Origin of the sequence: Rhodococcus sp. MSC1_016, from assembly GCF_023667485.2 — a bacterium.
Lineage (GTDB): Bacteria > Actinomycetota > Actinomycetes > Mycobacteriales > Mycobacteriaceae > Rhodococcus_F > Rhodococcus_F oxybenzonivorans.
In genome coordinates this window covers 1303951-1323311 of the sequence record NZ_JAMOZI020000001.1, presented here as the reverse complement: position 1 = coordinate 1323311, position 19361 = coordinate 1303951, and the positions used below count along the sequence as shown (strand labels likewise).

Here is a 19361-nt window from a genome sequence, read left to right as displayed (position 1 = left end):
TCGACTATCCCACCACTGCTGTCAGTATGTGAAATGCATTTCCCAGATATCGGGATCAGTCAAGGTCGTCGTGGCGCATCAGCTGGCGGGCGGCCTCGGTGATCGAGCCGGTGAGCGACGGGTAGACCGAGAACGTCGCTGCCAAGTCGTTGACGGTCAGGTTGTTCTGGACGGCGATCGCGATGGGCAGGATCAGCTCCGACCCGTTGGGCGCCACCACGACGCCACCGATCACCACACCGGTGGCAGGTCGGCAGAAGATCTTCACGAAGCCGCGCCGCAGGCCGGACATTTTTGCCCGCGGATTGGTGTTGAGCGGGAGCATGACGGTGCGGGCCGGCACTTCGCCGTTGTCGATCGCGGCCTGACTGACGCCTACCGTGGCGATTTCGGGCCGGGTGAACACCGCCGAGGCCACCGTCTTCAGCTTGATGGGACTCACGCCCTCGCCCAGAGCGTGGTACATCGCGATGCGACCCTGCATGGCGGCAACCGAGGCCAACGGCAGCAACCCAGTGCAGTCACCCGCAGCGTAGACGCCCGAGACCGGCGTCCGCGACACTCGGTCGACTCGCAGATATCCGCCCTTGTCCAGTTCGATGCCGACCTTCTCGAGTCCGAGGTTCTCGGTGTTGGGAACCGAGCCGACCGTCATCAAGGCGTGACTGCCCTCCACGGTTCGTCCGTCGGCGAGCACGACGACCACACCGTCTTCGGTGCGCTTGACCGCGTCGGCCCGCGCGTGCTTGACGAGGGTGACACCACGTTCGGCCAGAACGTCCTCGAGTACGAGTGCGGCGTCGGCGTCCTCACCGGGGAGCACCCGGTCTCGGCTCGACACCAGCGTTACCTTGACACCCATTTCGGTGTAGGCGGACACGAACTCCGCGCCGGTCACACCGGAACCGACGACGACGAGGTGGGTGGGCAGTTCGTCGAGGTCGTAGAGGTCACGCCAGGTGAGGATGCGCTCACCGTCCGGCTCGGCCCCGGCGATCACCCGAGGACTGGCACCGGTGGCGATGAGGACGACGTCGGCATCGAGCGTCTTCTGCTCGCCGTTCGCGAGGGTGGCGCGGACCTGATGTGATGCCATGCCGAGGCGCGGGTCGGTGAGCTCCGCAGTACCCGAGAGCAGCTCGACACCAACCGTCTGGAGCCTGGTTCGGATGTCGGCGGACTGAGCCTGAGCGAGACTCTTCACCCGGGCGTGGATCTGAGGCAGGGCAATGGTGGCCTGCGCCGGATCGAGAGCGATACCCAGATCGGTGGCGCGTCGCATGTCCGTGCGCACACCCGTCGAGGCGATGAATGTCTTGGAGGGCACACAGTCGTACAGAACGCACGCCCCGCCCACCCCGTCCGAATCGATCAAGGAGACGGCGGCGCCGTGCTGAGCGGCCACCAACGCTGCCTCGTATCCGGCAGGCCCGCCACCAATGATCACGATTCGGGTCATCTGTCCTCCAAATAGACGTGCCGACCAGGGTCTCCGGTCTGCAACTCGAGCATCACAGCGCGTCGTGTCGTGCACTGCCAGGGAACAGATTACTAGTCGCAGATCGGGGCCGTCGCCGCGTAGACCGCGGGCGGCGACTCGGCGCGGGATCGAGCGGTCAGGTCAATGGAGTGCCGCCGGTGACGCCGATGATCTCACCGGTGATGTAGCTCGATTCCTGGGAAGCCAGGAAGACGTACGCGGGCGCCAGCTCCGCCGGTTGCCCCGGGCGGCCCAACGGCACGTCGCCTCCGAACGACTCGAACTTCTCGGTCGGCATGGTCGCCGGAATCAACGGCGTCCAAATCGGCCCCGGGGCAACGGCGTTGACCCGAATGCCCTTCTTCGCGACATCGGCGGCGAGCCCCTTGGTGAAATCGATGATGCCGGCCTTGGTGGTGGCGTAATCCAGCAACTCCGGGGATGGGTTCGCGCCCTGGATCGAGGACGTGTTGATGATGGTCGATCCCGGCTCCATCACCGCGACCGCAGCCTTGCACAACCAGAACATCGCGTAGAGGTTGGTCTTCAGAACACGGTCGAACTGTTCCGTACTGATCTCGGCGATTCCGCCCATCCGCACCATTTGATAGGCAGCGTTGTTCACCAAGATGTCCAGCCCACCGAGTTCGGACACGGCAGTATCGACGAGCGCTCGGCAGTGATCCTCCGACCTGATGTCACCGGGCACCGGCACCGCCTTACGGCCGGCGTCCTCGATGAGCCGAACCGTGTCCCGGGCGTCCGGCTCTTCCGCTTCGAGGTAGCTGATCAGCACGTCGGCACCCTCGCGCGCGAACGCAATTGCGACCGCTCGCCCGATACCAGAATCACCTCCGGTGATGAGAGCCTTCCGCCCTTCCAGCCGCCCGCTCCCCCGGTAGGTCTTCTCACCGTGGTCGGGTGCCGACACCATGTCCGAGGTGAGCCCCGGATGTTCGATCTCGCCCTGCCCTTCGCGGTCCGGCATCGGGTACGCGGTGGTGGGATCCTGTTTCGTGTACTGATCTGTCATTGCTCTCACCCTTTCGCTACGCCGACCAGGTCCCCTCCGATGTACCCAGTTTCACGGATCGAAATCGAGTGAACGACAGGTGAGCTGCGCCTCGCGCGTCTCCCGCGCGGTCGTGCAACTCCTCACGGTTCATGCCTACGCCTTTGCATCCCTGAGCAACCCGGTATGTAGTCTGACCTGCGTGAGTTACTACGCCGCCTATGGGTCCAACATGCATCCGGAGCAGATGCTGCAGCGCTGCCCTCACTCGCCGATGGCGGGAACGGGCTGGTTGCACGGTTGGCGGCTCACATTCAGCGGCGGTGACATCGGCTGGGAAGGCGCGCTCGCCACGGTGGTCGAAGACCCCGATTCCAAGGTCTTCGTGGTGCTGTACGACGTACCGGAGGAGGACGAGGTGAGCCTCGACCGCTGGGAGGGCTCCGAACTCGGGATTCACCGCAAGATCCGGGTACGGGTCGACACCGACGGAGAACCGGTGCTGGCCTGGCTGTATGTGCTCGACGCCTACGAGGGTGGGCTCCCGTCTGCGCGGTACCTCGGTGTCATGGCCGATGCCGCCGAAATCGCCGGGGCACCCGCCGACTACGTGCGCGACCTGCGTACCCGCAACAGCCGCAACGTCGGCCCGGGCACCGAATAGGGCGTCTCGGAGCAGTCAGCCCAGCACGAGGCTGGACAACACCCGCACGCCGACACCGAGCGCCCGCTCGTCCAGATCGAATGTGGGTTGATGGATGTCGAGCTGTTCACCGACGCCCGACCACACGCCCAGCCTGGCCATGGCACCCGGAACTTCCTCGAGATACCAGGAAAAGTCCTCGCCACCACCGGACTGCGGGGTGTCGGCGAGGGCGTCCGCACCCACGGTGCGGATAGCATTCTCGAACATTCGGGTCGACACCTCGTCGTTGACGACGGGCGGCACGCCCCTGCGGTAGTTGAGTTGGTATCGCACTCCCGTGGGCGCCAGCAGTCCGTGCACGATGTCGCGAACGAGCGGCTCGAGCATTTCCCACGTCTCGTGGTCACCGGTCCGCACCGTGCCGGTCATCATGCCGGTCTGCGGAATGGCGTTGGGGGCCCGGCCCGCGCTGACCGCTCCCCACACCATGACGGTGCCTGTACGTGGATCGATTCGCCGGCTCAGCATGCCCGGCAGGCCGGTGACCACGGTGCCGAGCGCGAAGACCAGATCGGTGGTGAGGTGCGGCCGCGACGTGTGACCGCCGGGTGAGTCGAGCACAACCTCGATCGTGTCGGCAGCAGAGGTGATGGCGCCGAGCCGAATTCCGACGCGCCCGGCCGCGAGACGGGGATCGCAGTGCAGCGCGAAGATGCGGGAGACGCCTTCGAGTCGTCCTGCCGCGACCACCTCCAGTGCGCCGCCGGGCATCACCTCTTCGGCGGGCTGGAATATCAGGCGGACACCGACCGGTAGTTCCGGAATCTCGCTGAGGGCCAGGCCTGTCCCGAGCAGGATCGTGGTGTGGGCGTCGTGGCCACACGCGTGGGAGACACCCGGCACTGTCGACGAGTACGTCGCCCCGGTGAGTTCTTGCAGCGGAAGCGCGTCCATGTCGGCGCGCAACGCGATCCGGGGTCCGGTGTCCGGGCCGAGATCACAGGTGAGTCCGGTACCTCCCGGGAGCAGTTCCGGTGAAAGACCCGCGGCAGCAAGCCGGGTCGCCACGAACTCCGTCGTGGCGTACTCGTGCCGCGCCAACTCCGGGTTGGCATGGATGTGCCGACGCCAATGCGAGAGGTCATCGGTGTGAGCACTGATCCATTTGTCGACGGCCGCATTCACCGGCGATCAACTCCTTCCAACAGCCGCACCCGCTGTGTGTCGTCCGTTGCAGCGCGAACTGCCGTACGAGCCAACGCAATTGCCCCGTCTACCACGGCGCGATCCGCCGACTCGGTGATACATGCCGCCGCGAAGCCGGGCTGATGCGTGACAGCACCGCCCGAGTCCAGTCCGATGATCGGATGGATTCCGGGTAGGACGTTCGTGACGTTCCCCATGTCGGTACTGCCCAGCGGACGTGTGCCTTCCCACTCGAGTGGCACCGGTGTCCGTCCCATATCGAGAATCTCTTCCCGGTAGGTCGCGACGAGCCACGGGTCGGGGGTGAGTTCCGTGTACGTCGGGGACACCGTGCGGATCTCATGGGTACATCCGGTTGCGAGTGCGCCTGCAGCGAAACACGCCTCCGCACGCGCGGTCAGTTCGGACAGCGCCCACGCCGTCTCGGCGCGCAGGTAATACAGCATCTCGGCCCGCGCCGGCACGATATTGGGTGCGGTGCCACCGTCCGACACGATCCCGTGAATCTGCTGGCCCGGCGAAAGATGCTGGCGCAGCAGGCCGATACCGACCTGCGCCACAGTCGCGGCATCTGCCGCATTGCGGCCGAACTCGGGCGCGGCCGACGCGTGCGCCTCCCGCCCGGTGAAGGTGATCGCGATGTCCGCGAGCGCCAGCGATGTGGCACCCGTGATGTCGACCGGCCCAGGGTGCACCATCAGGGCGGCTGCCACACCGTCGAAGATGCCCTGCTCGAGCATGGTGATCTTTCCGCCACCACTTTCCTCGGCAGGAGTCCCGATCACTCGCACCGTGATGCCCAGGCGCTCGGCGACCGTCGCGAGGGCAACTCCGGCACCGACCGCCGATGCCGCGATGATGTTGTGCCCGCAGGCGTGGCCGATCTCGGGAAGCGCGTCGTATTCGGCGCAGATGCCGAGCACCAGATCACCGCTGCCGAAGGTCGCGTCGAACGCGGTCGGCAGGCCCGCCACTCCCTGCCGCACCTCGAAACCGCTCCGTTTCAGCAGCTCGGTGACCTTTGCGACACTCCGAAACTCCTCGAACGCCAGTTCCGGTTCCGCGTGGATCGAATGGGACAGCGCAACCAGATCGGTCTCGATGGACCGGACCGCCGCCTCCATATCCGCATTCACGTGCTCATTCTCTCACCCGAAGCTGAAGTTGCTCTTGTCCGTCACCGTGGCGAGGGCGGTGAGGGCTTCCTGATGGATTCCGCGCTTGATGCCGGCCAGATTGTCACCGCGTGTCGCGGTGAGCGCGGATGCCCGGGTCACGGCCGCCGTGAGCACGGAATTCCCGTCCGCAACCTCCTCCACGATGCCCGTGGCGAGCGCATCTGCGCCGCCATAGCGACGGCCCGTCGTCATGGCCTCCACGGCGGTCTGTTTCGGCAAGCGGGTGGTGAGCAGCGCCGACATACCCACGGTGAACGGCATGTTCAGCGTCACTTCCGGCAGGCAGTAGAACCCGCGGTCGGCGCGCATCACCCGGAAATCGTGGGATGTCGCGAGCATGGCGCCCGCGCCGAATGCGTGCCCCTGGACGGCCGCGACCGTGGCCATCGGAAAAGTCAGCAGCCGGGTGTAGAGAGTGTGGACGCGGTCGAGGTACTCCGGGAGCTTGTCGGCGTTGGAGAAAATCCAGGTGGTGTCCAGTCCATTGGTGAAGAACTTGCCCGTTGCGGTCGTGACCAGCGCGGCGGGACCTTCGTGCGACTCGATCTCGTCGAGCGTGGCGTGGGTGGCATCGATCCAGTCCGGGGAGAAGCGGTTCTCGTTGTCCACCTCCCCCTCGTTCCCGAGGTACAGGATGAATACGTCACCGTCGCGATCGACATAAGGCATGAGTGGAAGACTATCGCCTCATGGGAACGCCAGACGCCGCGGCTGCCGCGCTCGCCGAGTACACCGACTGTGCCGAACACCCGATTGCCGTCGTCCTCGGATCGGGGTGGAACGCCGCCGCCGACCGGTTCGGGGAACCGTTCGCCACCGTGCCGATGGCCGAACTACCAGGCTTCACGCCGCCGTCGGCGCTCGGGCACGCAGGGACGATCCGATCCGTCGACGTGGGCGGGCGGCGGGTACTTCTTCTCCTCGGACGTACGCACGCCTACGAAGGTCATCCGCTGGACTCCGTCGTGCATCCCGTGCGGACTGCCGTCGCCGCGGGCGCGCGCACCGTCATCCTCACCAACGCCGCCGGCGGAATCCGGAGCGAGTACGCGGTCGGGCAGCCCGTCCTCGTCAGCGACCACCTCAATCTCACCGGACGTTCGCCCCTCGTCGGCGCGGAGTTCGTCGATCTCGTCGACGCCTACGACCCCGAATTGCGGGCACTCGCCCGCGACATCGACCCGAGCCTTGCCGAAGGGGTCTATGCCGGGCTGCCCGGACCGCATTACGAGACCCCGGCCGAAATTCGGATGCTGCGCACGCTCGGCGCCGATTTGGTCGGTATGTCCACCGTGCACGAGACGATCGCGGCGCGTGCCCTCGGTGCCCGGGTCCTCGGAATCTCACTGGTCACCAATTTTGCTGCCGGGATTACCGGTGAACACCTCGATCACGAAGACGTGCTCGCCGCGGGCCGCGCGTCCGCTGACCGCATGGGCGGGCTTCTGCGCAAACTGGTGGAGCGCCTGTGAGCGACGTCGTCACCCGGTGGATCGCCGAGGACCCCGAGCCACAGTCGCGCGCCGAACTCGCCTCGCTGTCCGCCGACGAACTCGCTGACCGCTTCTCCGCGCCGCTGAGCTTCGGCACCGCCGGCCTGCGCGGGCCGGTCCGGGCGGGGCCCAACGGCATGAACGTCGCGGTGGTGGTCCGCACCACTGCCGGCCTCAGCGCCTGGTTGAAGGACCGGTGCCTGGGCGGTTCCACCGTCGTGGTCGGCCGTGATGCGCGGCACGGGTCCGAGAAGTTCGCCCTGGCCGCGGCGGAGGTACTGGCCGGTGCCGGTTTCTCCGTTGTCTTGCTGCCGCGTCCGCTCCCCACGCCGATCGTCGCGTTCGCGGTACGCCGGCTCCGCGCGGCGGCCGGAGTGCAGATCACCGCGTCGCACAACCCGGCATCCGACAACGGCTACAAGGTGTACCTCGACGGCGGCGCACAGTTGATCTCGCCGTCGGACCGGGAGATCGAGGCCGCCATTGCCGCGGTGGGGCCGGCACACCTCGTCCCGCGCAGCCCGGTGATCCCGGCGTCCGACGAACTCGTGCAGTCGTATCTTGCGCGGGTCGCCTCCCTTCCGAGGGGAACGTCGCGCACGGTGCGCATCGCACTCACCGCGATGCACGGCGTCGGCGGCGAGACAGCGGTGGCGGCCCTAGGGGCTGCCGGGTTCACCGATATCCACACCGTCGCTTCCCAATTCCACCCTGACCCCGACTTCCCGACTGTCGAGTTCCCGAATCCGGAGGAACCCGGAGCGTCGGACGAGCTTCTCGCACTCGCCGATCGGGTCGACGCCGACCTCGCACTCGCCCTCGATCCCGATGCGGATCGTCTCGCCGTGGGTGTGCCGGGACCGGACGGCTGGCGCATGTTGCGTGGCGACGAGACCGGGGTCCTGCTCGCCGACCACGTCCTCGCGTGCGCACCGCCCGACCCGCTCGTCGCCACGACGATCGTGTCCTCGGACCTGCTCGAGAAGCTGGCGTCGGCGCGCGGTGCGCGAAGTGCGCGGACGCTCACTGGTTTCAAATGGCTCGTCCGCGCAGGGCACGGGCTCGTGTACGCCTACGAGGAAGCGATCGGCCATTGCGTCGACCCGGAGGTGGTGCGCGACAAGGACGGAATCTCCGCCGCCGTCGTCGCCGCCGACCTCGCCGCTACCCTGCGCAGCGAGGGCTCGACCCTGCTGGACCGCCTGGACGATTACGCGCTCGAATTCGGTCTGCACGCCGGCGACCAGGTGTCCCGTCGAGTCGCAGACATCAGCGAGATCGGGGCCATGATGCAGCGCCTGCGGGCGAACATGCCGACGGAGTTGGCCGGCGAGCCGGTGCGGGCAACCGACCTGGCGGAGCTGCGCGGCCCATCCCGCACCGACGCCGTCGTCCTCACCGGTTCCTCCGTCCGGGTGGTGGTCCGGCCCTCCGGAACGGAACCGAAGCTCAAGTGCTACCTGGAGGTCGTGGTCGGGGCACCGGACCGGGAGGGGCTCGGCGCTGCCCGCGCCACGGCACGCGAGCGGCTGACCGTTCTACGCCACTTCGCCCACGCTCTCTGAGTCAGCGGGGGCCGAACTGACGGTCACCGGCGTCCCCCAGGCCTGGCACGATGAAGGCGTCCTCGTTCAGCCCCTCGTCGACGGCAGCGGTGACGAGCCTGACCGGATGTCCCGACTCTTGCAGCGCCGCAACACCTTCGGGCGCCGCCACGACACAGACTGCGGTGACGTCGGTGGCCCCACGGGCAACAAGTAGATCGATGGTGTAAATCATCGACCCACCCGTCGCCAGCATGGGGTCGAGAACGAAGACCGGCATCCCGGAGAGGTCCTCCGGCAGCGACTCCAGGTACGGAACCGGCCGGTGCGTCTCCTCGTCGCGGGCCATCCCCACGAAACCGACCCGGGCCTGTGGGATCAAGGAACTGGCCTGCTCGACCATGCCCAGTCCGGCACGCAGCACGGGAACCAGGAGAGGTGGCTGTGCGAGCCGCACCCCGTCCGCGACCGCGACCGGAGTTACCACGTCGAACGTTGCGACGGGAGCCTCACGCATCGCCTCGTACACCAACATGTGCGTGAGCCTTCTCAACGCGCCGCGGAAGATGGCATTGTCGCTGCGCGCGTCGCGCATGGTTGTCAGGAGGACCGCTGCGAGCGGATGGTCGACCACGTGCGTGTTCATGCTCGAAGAATAAGGGGATCAAGCGGGGATTCCCTCGGGATCGACTTCGCCGGGCCACACGGGTCCGTCGACATGGGTATTCGGATTACCCGTGCAGCACGTCTCGGGTGTCAATGGGGGGTGGAACCGTATCGATGTCGACGGCGTCCAATAAGGTGACCGGTATCAAATCCGACTGGGGGGATTGACGATGAACGACTTGAGGGCGGATACCGCGAGTATCGCCACGTTCGCGGCCACGGCCGCGACCATGGGGGCGGAGATGCAGGCGGCCGGGCTGGCCGCTGCAGCGGCGGGCCCGCTGCTGCTGGGACCGGTGTTCGGCGTGATCGGCGCAGACTTCGTCGCCGCCTTCGCCACGGCGCACGCCGCGCACCTGGCGTCGATCGAGAAGCTAGCGGGTGTTCTCGGCGGGATCAGCACGACCGCGCTGGCCAACGCCGCCAACTACGACAGCACCGACATGGCCACGACGGCTGCGCTCGCCGCCGATGCTGTCGGGCTGGGGGCCTGATCATGATCCCCATCGATCTGCTCGCCCGCCCAATGCTCGATCTCCTCGGCGCCTTCGGCAGCGGTGTCCTCCCCGCGGGCGGTCCGGCTGACGCTCTCCGTACATCCTCGGTCGCCATCGACGCCGTGCACGACACCGGGCGAACCGGGATCAGCGCCGTCTACGGAGACTGGGAAGGCCGAGGCGGTACGGGCGCGATCGTGAAGACCGAAGAGGCGCAACGATCCACGGTCGCCGTCGCCGATCGCGGCAACGACATGGCTGCCGTCGTGGCCGAGGCGTCCGAGATCGTGCGGGCAGGAATGGCGCAATTGCAGGAGATCCTGCAGTCGTTCCTCTCCCTCGCGATCGCGGCCGGACCGGCGCTCGCCACCCCTCCGGGACAAGCCATGATCATCGCTGCCGCGATCGACCATCTCGGGAGAGCGACCACCGTCGTCGCCGCGGTACGGACCCAACTGAGTGAGCAGACCGCGCGAATGGTGGAGCTCACCCCTGCCGAGGACACACCGACCGCGCCCGCCGCAACCGCGCCCGCGAGCACGTCCACCGCGAGCACGTCCGCCGCCAGCACCGTGCCCGCGTCCGCAACGCCGGTGTCCCCCGCGGGCGCCGACCCGATGAGTCGCGCGGCGTCCGGATTCGCGAGTTCGTCGAGCGCGCCGTCGATGTCCGGATTGATGAGTCCGGTGTCGAACATCGCCTCTTCGGGTGGCCGGGGCGCGAGCGGGAGCCGATCGGATTCCCTCATGGGCAATTCCGGAGTTACCGGCCGCGGCGCCGCCACTTCCGACGCCACGCACAGCGGTGAGGGCGTCGAGGTTGTTCTCCCGGACGGCAGCACTGCCCTGGCACCCAACAAGGAAGCCGCCGACGCCGTCCGCAATGCGCTGTCACAACAGGGTGTCCCGTATGTCTGGGGTGGCACCGCTCCCGGCGAGGGCCTCGACTGCAGCGGTCTGACGCAATGGGCGTATGGCGAAGCCGGAGTAGGGATTCCGCGTCTTGCACAGGAGCAGAACGTGGGTACCGCGGTCGACCCGGGCGACTTGATGCCGGGCGATCTGGCCGTGTGGGACGGACACGTGGCAATGGTGATCGGCAACGGCCAACTCGTGGAGGCCGGTGACCCAGTGCAGGTGGGTCCCATCCGAACCAGTAACAGCGGCATGGGCTTCTACGGCTTCTATCGACCTACCGAATGACAGGAATCATGTTTCCTCCCACCCCACCCCCGGCCGGAGTCACGGCAGCAGTGAGCAATCGATCGGGCACCGTGTCGGTGCGCACCACCGAGCACGGTCTCCCCCTCGAACTTCGCATCGATCCACGAGAACTGCGCTACGGCGGCCAGCGCCTCGCCGACGAGATTCTGACGCTGTGCCGTCGTTCCGCCATGGAAGCCGGCGCACGGCGCCGCGACGAACTGGCCCGTGACGGAATGCCTGCCGACGTGCTCGACAAGCTCGGTCTGCCCACCCGCGCCGACGTGGCAGCGGCCCAGGCCGCCGCGGACGAGGAAGAACCCGCCCCGACGAGCTGGATGCGACCACTGTGAGCGAACACGAAATGGACACCATCGTCGGCCGTGCCACCGAACAGGTCGCGCTCCTCGAGGAAGCACTCGAGGGACTGCGGTCGATCAAGGCCCGCGCCTCGAGTGAGTCCGATCACGTCACCGCCGAGGTGGACGGCAACGGAACCCTGACCGGCCTGTGGATGAACGATTCCATCGCCGGCCTCGACCCCGTGGCCCTGGCCACGCTGATTACCGGCACCACCCAGGAGGCCGCGAGCCTGGCCGCCGAACAGCGCAGCCAGGTCATGACGACGTTGCACGACGAGTTCGGGAAGGTCTAGCCATGGGCCGGGTATATCTTTGGCCGCCGGGTCGATAGGCTTCCCGCCATGGCTGGAGACATCGTCCCGATCGAACTAGGTCTCACCGACGGCGACCTCGTCACACTGTGGGCCCCACGGTGGCGTGAGGGCGACGACGAGTGGGAAGCATTCCTGGGTCACGAGGAAGACCTGTACGGGTTCGAATCGGTGGCGGAGTTGGCTGCGTTCATCCGCACGAATACCGACAACGATCTCGTCGAGCATCCTGCGTGGAGCGTCGTATCCGGGCTGTCCGCCGCCGAACTCGAACCGGACGAGAACTTCTGTTTCGATCTGATCGGGGTGCCGGAACTCGCTGCGAGCGACCCCGACGCCATCGTCGTCAGCGAACTCGAAGACACGCTCAACATGGTGCGCAACATCGGCGAAGTCTGCGAGCTCGACGCCGTCGTCAAATTCTTCAGCGCCAATCCGATCCTCGGCGCGCTCCCCGCAGGTGTGAGTGCATTCGAGGGTCGCGAAGGCGAAGAGCTCTGGAGCCAGATCGGAACGGCCATAGCGAAAGGCTGGGACGACGTCCTCGACGCCATCGACGGCATCGTGTCCACCCCCGACGTCGACGCCGATGCGGTGGCCGTTGCGGAAGCAGAGTTGCTGGCCGCCGACGAGAACACCGTGGACGTGGACGACGCCGCGGAGGCCGAAGAAGAGGAGGAGTTCGTTCCCCTCGATCTGGAAGAAGAAGACGACGACGAGGACGACTCGTTCTGGGGTTCGGTGGGCGTCGATCCCATCAAGATCATCACCTCGGGCGGCACGTACTTCACCCTTCGGTGCTATCTCGACGATGACGCTCTCTTCCTGGGAAGTGAAGGCATGATCTTCGTGTTCACCTCGGAGCGCGCCCTCTCGCGTTACCTTGCCGACAACCACGATCACGCCCTTGCCCAGGTCAGCACCTACGAAGAGATCCAGGTGGCGGCCGTGGACGGCTCACTCGAGGTGGAGGTCACGGACGAGAACGTGTACGTCCTTCCCGGTTTGGCCGACGACCTGGCCGCCGGACCGAAAGCCGTGGACGCGGACCAACTCGACCTCGCCGTCGAATTGTTCACCGATGCAGCGGACTTCGCCGACGACGACTCTGTGGAAACCGCGCTCGCCACGTCCAACCCGCTCGGCTGGTACGTGTCGTTCATTCTCGACCCCGACCCGACCCGCCTGGCGCCCAGCGCGCCGTACGACGCCGAGGCCGACGCATGGCGCACCCTCGAGCGCGAATTCGAGGCTCGCCTGCGCGCGGTCTAGGCACGAAAACGCTCAGCCCACGAGGACGGCGAATCCCGGCTTGATCACTTCGTCGATCAGCTGGAGTCGCTGATCGAACGGGATGAACGCCGACTTCATGGCATTGATCGTGTAGCGCTCGAGGTCCGTCCAGCCGTAACCGAACGTTTCGACCAGTCGAAGCATCTCGCGGCTCATCGTGGTATCGCTCATCAACCGGTTGTCGGTGTTGACCGTCACCCGGAACCGCAACTGTGCGAGCAGGCCGAACGGATGATTCTCGAGGGCATCGACCGCCCCGGTCTGAACGTTCGAACTCGGACACAGCTCCAACGGAATCCGCTTGTCGCGCACATAGTTCGCGAGCGATCCCAGAACGGGGACACCGTCGTCGCCGATCGTGATGTCGTCGGTGATGCGAACCCCGTGCCCCAGCCTGTCCGTGCCGCAGAAGGCGATGGCCTCGTGGATCGACGGCAGGCCGAATGCCTCGCCGGCATGGATGGTGAAGTGTGCATTGTTGTTGCGCATGAATTCGAAGGCGTCGAGGTGACGGCTCGGCGGGTTACCGGCCTCGGCTCCGGCGATATCGAAACCGACCACACCGCGGTCGCGGAACCGCACTGCGAGTTCTGCGATTTCCCGGCTTCGCGCCGCGTGCCGCATCGCGGTGAGCAGGACTCCCACGCGCACTCGCTGACCGCGCGTCTCCGCGGCCGACTCCCCCGCCCGGAAGCCGAGCAGTACCTGCTCCACCACCTGATCGAGCGTCAGCCCCTCCTCGAGGTGCTGCTCGGGAGCGAAGCGGACCTCGGCGTACACCACGCCGTCGTCCGCCAGATCCTCCGCGCATTCCCGGGCCACCCGCTCGAGCCCGGTCGGTGTCTGCATCACCGCAACCGTATGAGCGAACGTCTCCAGGTAACGCTCGAGCGACCCGCTGTCCGCAGCCTCGCGGAACCAGGTGGCGAGTGCCGGCGCGGTATCGGCGGGCAATCCGTCGTACCCGCAGTCGCGGGCCAGTTCGAGAACTGTCTCGGGCCGGAGACCTCCGTCGAGATGGTCGTGCAGCAACACCTTCGGCGCTCGGCGCAGGGCCGACAGATCCAGTGCGGTCATGCGTCGACGTTAGCCTGAGGGCTCCTCGATTCGCTCGATGACGAGCGGAGCCGTCACGCTCGGCGCGTCGGCGACGATGGTCCATGCATTGGCGAGCGACACCTTCGCCGCCCTGAACCGCTCCGGCGTGTCCGTGTGCAGCGTGGCGAGCGGAGTGCCGACCGTGACGGTCTGCCCGGGTTTCGCGTGCATCTCGATGCCTGCCGCCGCCTGCACCGCCTCACCTTGGCGCGCTCGACCCGCGCCCAGCCGCCACGCAGCGAGACCGACCGCCATGGCGTCGAGACCACACACCACACCCTCGGTCTCCGAGAGAATCACCTCGGTGTGGCGGGCCTTCGGAAGCGGGGCGTCGGGGTCGCCGCCCTGCGCCCCGATCATCGCCCGCCAGCGGTCCATGGCGGATCCGTCCCGGAGCTTGTCCGCGGGGTCGACTCCGTCGATTCCCGCTGCTTTCAGCATCTCTCGGGCCAGCTCGAGGGTGAGCTCGACCACGTCGGCGGGGCCGCCGCCCGCCAGCACCTCCACCGCCTCCCGCACCTCGAGGGCGTTGCCGGCGGTGAGCCCGAGGGGTGCGTCCATCGCCGTGAGCAACGCCAGTGTCCGCACCCCGGCGTCGTTCCCCAGATCCACCATCGTCTGCGCGAGCTCGCGCGCATCGTCGAGCTTCTTCATGAACGCGCCCGACCCCACCTTCACATCGAGCACCAGCGCTTCGGTGCCTTCCGCGATCTTCTTGCTCATGATCGAGCTGGCGATCAGAGGAATCGATTCGACGGTCCCGGTCACGTCGCGGAGCGCATACAGCCGCCGGTCGGCGGGGGCGAGGTCGGCGCCGGCCGCGCACACCACGGCCCCGATAGCCGGGTCGGACAGGATTTCGGCCATCTCGGAGGTGTCGAGGTCGGCGCGCCAGCCGGGGATCGCCTCCAGCTTGTCGAGTGTCCCCCCGGTGTGGCCGAGGCCGCGGCCGGACAGCTGCGGTACGGCGGCCCCGCACGCGGCGACAAGCGGCGACAACGGCAGGGTGATCTTGTCGCCCACTCCCCCCGTCGAGTGCTTGTCCACCGTGGGGCGTCCCAGGTGCGTGAAGTCGAGCCGGCGACCCGAGGAGATCATCGCGGTGGTCCATCGGCTCACCTCCTCGCGGGTCATGCCACGGAAGTAGATCGCCATCGCCAGCGCCGACATCTGCTCGTCGGCGACGACTCCGTGGGTGAATGCCTCCACGACCCAGTCGATCTCTGCACCGGTCAGCTCCCGGCCGTCTCGTTTGGCGGCGATGATCGAGGCAGCATCATGCACGGCGGATCCTTTCGGTCTCGTCCGGACCGAAGGCGTCCGGCAGCAACTGGTCCAACGGCCGGATTCCGGCTCGGTGATCGACGAGCAATCGAGGGCCTCCGTGCTCGAGGAGTAGCTGACGACAACGTCCGCACGGCATCAGTATCTCCCCGGCCGCGTCACAGCAGGTGAAGGCCAAAAGCCTGCCTCCCCCGCCCGCAAATAAGTTACCGACCAGTACACACTCGGCGCAGAGCCCTAACCCGTATGAGACATTTTCCACATTGCATCCGACGACAATTCGCCCATCGTCCACCAGTGCAGCCGCACCCACGGCAAATCCCGAGTAGGGCGCATAGGCCCTACTCATCACCCGTTGCGCGTTGGCGCGCAACAGATTCCAATCGATCTCGCTCATGGTTGACCATCCAATCATGCCCACTGAATGGATGCAGAGAATCCCCCCGAAGCCGTCATTTCGATTTGGGGAGGCAAACCTAACTTCGTTTCCGCAGGCTGTACGAATCCGGAGTCGAGTTAGTTCCCGAGATTCTGTTGGGTTTACAGTTCAGAGAAGTCGGTTCAGGATCTCGTCGGGTCCAGCTGAGGTACCCCCGAAAAGCTACGCAGGCTCGACGCGTCCACCAATGACGTTGGAGGCACAGCACTCGATGAGTAGCACGACTGAAGCCGCTCCGGCCAAGGAGCGCACACGGTCGCTTTACCGGGGCGACCCCGGAATGTGGTCCTGGGTTTTGCACCGGATCACAGGCGTAATGACGTTCTTCTTCCTTTTCGTCCACGTGCTGGATACCGCGCTGGTGCGCGTGAATCCCGACACGTACGACAGTGTCATCGAGACCTACAAGAACCCGATCGTCGGGCTCATGGAACTCGCGCTCGTCGCCGCGGTGCTGTACCACGCACTGAACGGTGTCCGGGTGATGCTGGTGGACTTCTGGTCCAAGGGGCCGCAATACCAGCGCCTCATGCTCTGGGTCATTCTCGCGATCTGGTTCCTGGTGATGATCCCGGGCGCCGGCCGCATCTTCTACAACATGTTTGCGGGGCACTGACATGACGACAGAAGCCAAGAGTCTCGGCAAGACCTACGACCGTCCCGCCAGCCTGGACAACCCGCGCTCACCACGCCGGACGTCGAAGAACAACTTCGAGCTGTACGCCTGGCTGTTCATGCGGTTCTCCGGTCTCGCGCTGATCTTCCTCGTCCTCGGCCACCTGTTCATCATGCTGATGCTCGACGACGGTGTGCACCGCATCAACTTCGCGTTCGTCGCAGGCCGCTGGTCCAGCCCGTTCTGGCAGTTCTGGGACCTCACCATGCTCTGGCTTGCCCAGCTGCACGGCGGCAACGGACTCCGGACCGTCATTGCGGACTACTCCCGCAAGGACTCCACGCGCTTCTGGCTGACCACGATCCTCGTTCTCTCGATGATCCTGATCATGGGCCTGGGCACGTACGTCATCTTCACCTTCGACCCCAATATCTCGGCGAGCTAGGGGAGCACAGACTTCATGCAGGAACACCGTTATGACGTGGTCATCGTCGGTGCCGGCGGCGCCGGCATGCGCGCAGCGATCGAGGCCGGGCCGCGCGCCCGCACCGCGGTACTGACCAAGCTCTACCCCACCCGCAGCCACACGGGCGCTGCCCAGGGCGGCATGTGCGCGGCACTGGCGAACGTCGAGGAAGACAACTGGGAGTGGCACACCTTCGACACCGTCAAGGGCGGCGACTACCTCGCCGACCAGGACGCCGTCGAGATCATGGCGAAGGAAGCCATCGACGCGGTGCTCGACCTCGAGAAGATGGGTCTGCCGTTCAACCGCACTCCCGAGGGCAAGATCGACCAGCGTCGTTTCGGTGGCCACACCCGCGATCACGGTAAGGCCCCCGTGCGCCGTGCGTGTTACGCCGCCGACCGCACCGGCCACATGATCCTGCAGACGCTCTACCAGAACTGCGTCAAGCACGACGTCGAGTTCTTCAACGAGTTCTACGCGCTCGACATCGCCATCACCGAGACGGAGAACGGCCCGGTTGCCACCGGCGTCATCGCCTACGAGCTGGCAACCGGCGAGATCCACGTATTCCACGCGAAGTCGATCGTGTTCGCCACGGGCGGCTCGGGACGCATGTACAAGACGACGTCCAACGCCCACACCCTCACCGGTGACGGCATGGGCATCATCTTCCGCAAGGGCCTGCCGCTGGAGGACATGGAGTTCCACCAGTTCCATCCCACAGGCCTGGCCGGGCTCGGCATCCTCATCTCCGAGGCGGTGCGTGGTGAAGGCGGCATCCTCCGTAATGCGGACGGTGAGCGCTTCATGGAGCGGTACGCCCCCACCATCAAGGACCTCGCCCCGCGTGACATCGTCGCCCGCTCGATGGTGCTCGAGGTACTCGAGGGCCGCGGCGCCGGACCGAACAAGGATTACGTCTACATCGACGTGACCCACATTCCCGAGGAAGTTCTCGACGAGAAGCTCCCGGACATCATGGAGTTCTCCCGCACCTACCTCGGTGTCGACCCGGTCAAGGAACCGGTGCCGGTGTACCCGACGTGCCACTACGTCATGGGCGGTATCCCCACCAAGATCAACGGTGAGGTCCTGCGCAACAACGAGGACATCGTCGCCGGCCTGTACGCCGCCGGTGAATGCGCCTGCGTCTCCGTGCACGGCGCCAACCGCCTCGGCACCAACTCGCTGCTCGACATCAACGTCTTCGGACGCCGCGCCGGCATCGCCGCCGCGGAGCACGCGAACACCACCGAGTTCGTGCCGCTCCCCGACGCCCCGCAGAAGATGGTCGAGGACTGGATGGAACTCATCCTCTCCGATCACGGCCACGAGCGTGTCGCGGACATCCGCAGCGAACTGCAGCAGTCCATGGACAACAACGCGTCGGTGTTCCGGACCGAAGAGCGCCTCACTCAGGCCCTCAAGGACGTACGCGCCCTCAAGGAGCGCTACAACCACATCACGGTGCAGGACAAGGGCAAGCGCTACAACAGCGACCTGCTCGAGGCCGTCGAGCTCGGCTTCCTGCTCGAAATGGCAGAGGTCACCGTCGTCGGTGCGCTCAACCGCAAGGAATCCCGCGGCGGCCACGCTCGCGAAGACTTCCCCGACCGCAACGACGCCGAGTACATGAAGCACACGATGGCATACAAGGAGGGCGACGGCCTGCTCTCCGACATCCGTCTCGACTACAAGCCGGTAGTCCAGACCCGTTACGAGCCGATGGAGCGTAAGTACTGATGAGCGCACCTGCAGTCGACAAGAGCGAAGACAAGTCGGATCTCCCTGCCATCCCCGAGGGCGCCGTCATGGTCACCCTCAAGATCGCGCGGATGAACCCGGAGTCGGGCGAGGGTCAGCACTGGGACAGCTTCCAGGTGCCGGCGCTGCCCACCGACCGCATGCTGAACCTGCTCCTCTACGTGAAGGGCTACCTCGACGGCACCCTCACGTTCCGGCGCAGCTGCGCCCACGGCGTGTGCGGCTCGGACGCGATGCGGATCAACGGCGTGAACCGTCTGGCCTGCAAGCTCCTCATGAAGGACATGCTGCCCAAGGACGGCAAGCCGGTCACGATCACCGTCGAGCCCATCAGGGGTCTGCCGGTGGAGAAGGACCTCGTCGTCGACATGGAACCCTTCTTCGACGCATTCCGCGCCGTGAAGCCGTTCCTCATCACCACCGGCAACGAGCCCACCCGCGAGCGCATCCAGTCGCAGCACGATCGCGCACGTTTCGACGACACCACCAAGTGCATCCTGTGCGCCTGCTGTACGACGTCGTGCCCCGTGTACTGGAGCGACGGCAGCTACTTCGGTCCCGCTGCCATCGTCAACGCGCACCGCTTCATCTTCGACAGCCGTGACGAGGGCGCCTCGGAGCGCCTCGACATCCTGAACGACAAGGACGGTGTCTGGCGCTGCCGGACCACCTTCAACTGCACCGACGCATGCCCGCGTGGCATCCAGGTCACGAAAGCGATCCAGGAAGTCAAGCGCGCATTGCTGTTCGCGCGCTGAGCGAATTTCCCAGCACACCAGCAGTTCCCGAGCGCCTGCGGTA

The 19361-nt window shown here is 66.3% G+C and carries 21 protein-coding genes; 12 read left to right on the top strand and 9 right to left on the bottom strand.

Annotated elements, in window-relative coordinates; translation table 11 throughout:
• Positions 1 to 55 precede the first annotated feature (55 nt).
• Positions 56 to 1459 (bottom strand): NAD(P)H-quinone dehydrogenase, encoded by a 1404-nt coding sequence (locus tag L1080_RS06065; RefSeq protein WP_159925789.1) that lies wholly within the window; start codon positions 1457 to 1459, stop codon positions 56 to 58.
• Between the two features lie 157 nt (positions 1460 to 1616).
• On the bottom strand, positions 1617 to 2513 hold the full coding sequence (locus L1080_RS06060) for an SDR family oxidoreductase (RefSeq protein WP_159925787.1): 897 nt from the start codon (positions 2511 to 2513) through the stop codon (positions 1617 to 1619).
• A gap of 181 nt (positions 2514 to 2694) precedes the next feature.
• Between L1080_RS06060 and L1080_RS06055 the strand changes: the two genes are divergently transcribed.
• Complete coding sequence (locus L1080_RS06055; RefSeq protein ID WP_109335211.1) at positions 2695 to 3156, top strand: gamma-glutamylcyclotransferase; 462 nt, start codon at positions 2695 to 2697, stop codon at positions 3154 to 3156.
• Positions 3157 to 3171: 15 nt separating this feature from the next.
• On the opposite strand, the gene L1080_RS06050 is transcribed toward L1080_RS06055, so the two are convergent.
• From L1080_RS06050 to L1080_RS06040, 3 genes are read right to left on the bottom strand one after another with little or no spacing between them, the layout of a single operon-like run.
• On the bottom strand, positions 3172 to 4323 hold the full coding sequence (locus L1080_RS06050) for a M20 family metallopeptidase (protein ID WP_159925785.1): 1152 nt from the start codon (positions 4321 to 4323) through the stop codon (positions 3172 to 3174).
• Positions 4320 to 5468, bottom strand: a complete 1149-nt coding sequence (locus L1080_RS06045) for a M20 family metallopeptidase (RefSeq protein WP_159927556.1) — start codon at positions 5466 to 5468, stop codon at positions 4320 to 4322. The genes L1080_RS06050 and L1080_RS06045 overlap by 4 nt, the downstream gene beginning before the upstream one ends.
• Before the next feature lie 24 nt (positions 5469 to 5492).
• The gene (locus L1080_RS06040; RefSeq protein WP_250769133.1) at positions 5493 to 6191 is read right to left on the bottom strand and encodes an enoyl-CoA hydratase/isomerase family protein; all 699 of its coding nucleotides are present in this window, start codon (positions 6189 to 6191) and stop codon (positions 5493 to 5495) included.
• 20 nt (positions 6192 to 6211) lie between these two features.
• Here L1080_RS06040 and L1080_RS06035 point away from each other — a divergent pair, with 20 nt between their 5' ends.
• Together L1080_RS06035 and L1080_RS06030 are read left to right on the top strand one after the other, a co-directional pair.
• Positions 6212 to 6994, top strand: coding sequence for a purine-nucleoside phosphorylase (locus tag L1080_RS06035; RefSeq protein WP_250769130.1), 783 nt, complete (start codon positions 6212 to 6214; stop codon positions 6992 to 6994).
• The gene (locus L1080_RS06030; protein WP_250769127.1) at positions 6991 to 8580 is read left to right on the top strand and encodes a phospho-sugar mutase; all 1590 of its coding nucleotides are present in this window, start codon (positions 6991 to 6993) and stop codon (positions 8578 to 8580) included. Before L1080_RS06035 ends, L1080_RS06030 begins: the two co-directional genes overlap by 4 nt.
• A 1-nt stretch (position 8581) precedes the next feature.
• Here L1080_RS06030 and upp read toward each other — a convergent pair whose 3' ends face one another.
• Complete coding sequence (upp, locus tag L1080_RS06025) at positions 8582 to 9205, bottom strand: uracil phosphoribosyltransferase (RefSeq protein ID WP_159925777.1); 624 nt, start codon at positions 9203 to 9205, stop codon at positions 8582 to 8584.
• Positions 9206 to 9395: 190 nt separating this feature from the next.
• Here upp and L1080_RS06020 point away from each other — a divergent pair, with 190 nt between their 5' ends.
• Genes L1080_RS06020 through L1080_RS06000 form a run of 5 tightly spaced genes read left to right on the top strand, consistent with a single transcriptional unit; the run spans position 9396 to position 12869 of the window.
• Positions 9396 to 9719, top strand: coding sequence for a type VII secretion target (locus tag L1080_RS06020; RefSeq protein ID WP_250769124.1), 324 nt, complete (start codon positions 9396 to 9398; stop codon positions 9717 to 9719).
• 2 nt (positions 9720 to 9721) lie between these two features.
• Complete coding sequence (locus tag L1080_RS06015; protein WP_250769120.1) at positions 9722 to 10924, top strand: C40 family peptidase; 1203 nt, start codon at positions 9722 to 9724, stop codon at positions 10922 to 10924.
• A gap of 8 nt (positions 10925 to 10932) precedes the next feature.
• Positions 10933 to 11277, top strand: a complete 345-nt coding sequence (locus L1080_RS06010; RefSeq protein ID WP_250769236.1) for a hypothetical protein — start codon at positions 10933 to 10935, stop codon at positions 11275 to 11277.
• The gene (locus L1080_RS06005; protein ID WP_250769117.1) at positions 11274 to 11579 is read left to right on the top strand and encodes a YbaB/EbfC family nucleoid-associated protein; all 306 of its coding nucleotides are present in this window, start codon (positions 11274 to 11276) and stop codon (positions 11577 to 11579) included. The genes L1080_RS06010 and L1080_RS06005 overlap by 4 nt, the downstream gene beginning before the upstream one ends.
• Positions 11580 to 11627: 48 nt before the next feature.
• Entirely contained in the window at positions 11628 to 12869 is a 1242-nt protein-coding gene (locus tag L1080_RS06000) for a primosomal protein (protein WP_250769113.1), read from the top strand.
• Positions 12870 to 12881: 12 nt separating this feature from the next.
• On the opposite strand, the gene L1080_RS05995 is transcribed toward L1080_RS06000, so the two are convergent.
• From L1080_RS05995 to L1080_RS05985, 3 genes are read right to left on the bottom strand one after another with little or no spacing between them, the layout of a single operon-like run.
• Positions 12882 to 13967: an adenosine deaminase gene (locus L1080_RS05995; protein WP_159925767.1), complete on the bottom strand. Its 1086-nt coding sequence runs from the start codon at positions 13965 to 13967 to the stop codon at positions 12882 to 12884.
• A 9-nt stretch (positions 13968 to 13976) separates the two neighbouring features.
• Positions 13977 to 15272, bottom strand: coding sequence for a thymidine phosphorylase (locus L1080_RS05990; RefSeq protein ID WP_159925765.1), 1296 nt, complete (start codon positions 15270 to 15272; stop codon positions 13977 to 13979).
• Positions 15265 to 15669 (bottom strand): cytidine deaminase, encoded by a 405-nt coding sequence (locus tag L1080_RS05985; protein WP_159925763.1) that lies wholly within the window; start codon positions 15667 to 15669, stop codon positions 15265 to 15267. The genes L1080_RS05990 and L1080_RS05985 overlap by 8 nt, the downstream gene beginning before the upstream one ends.
• Before the next feature lie 253 nt (positions 15670 to 15922).
• On the opposite strand from L1080_RS05985, the gene sdhC reads away from it, so the two are divergent.
• Genes sdhC through L1080_RS05965 form a run of 4 tightly spaced genes read left to right on the top strand, consistent with a single transcriptional unit; the run spans position 15923 to position 19318 of the window.
• Positions 15923 to 16327 (top strand): succinate dehydrogenase, cytochrome b556 subunit, encoded by a 405-nt coding sequence (gene sdhC, locus L1080_RS05980; protein ID WP_109335215.1) that lies wholly within the window; start codon positions 15923 to 15925, stop codon positions 16325 to 16327.
• 1 nt (position 16328) lies between these two features.
• Entirely contained in the window at positions 16329 to 16772 is a 444-nt protein-coding gene (locus L1080_RS05975; protein WP_005239887.1) for a succinate dehydrogenase hydrophobic membrane anchor subunit, read from the top strand.
• A gap of 15 nt (positions 16773 to 16787) precedes the next feature.
• Positions 16788 to 18539 (top strand): succinate dehydrogenase flavoprotein subunit, encoded by a 1752-nt coding sequence (sdhA, locus tag L1080_RS05970; RefSeq protein ID WP_159925761.1) that lies wholly within the window; start codon positions 16788 to 16790, stop codon positions 18537 to 18539.
• Positions 18539 to 19318: a succinate dehydrogenase iron-sulfur subunit gene (locus L1080_RS05965; protein ID WP_109331418.1), complete on the top strand. Its 780-nt coding sequence runs from the start codon at positions 18539 to 18541 to the stop codon at positions 19316 to 19318. Before sdhA ends, L1080_RS05965 begins: the two co-directional genes overlap by 1 nt.
• Positions 19319 to 19361: the final 43 nt, after the last annotated feature.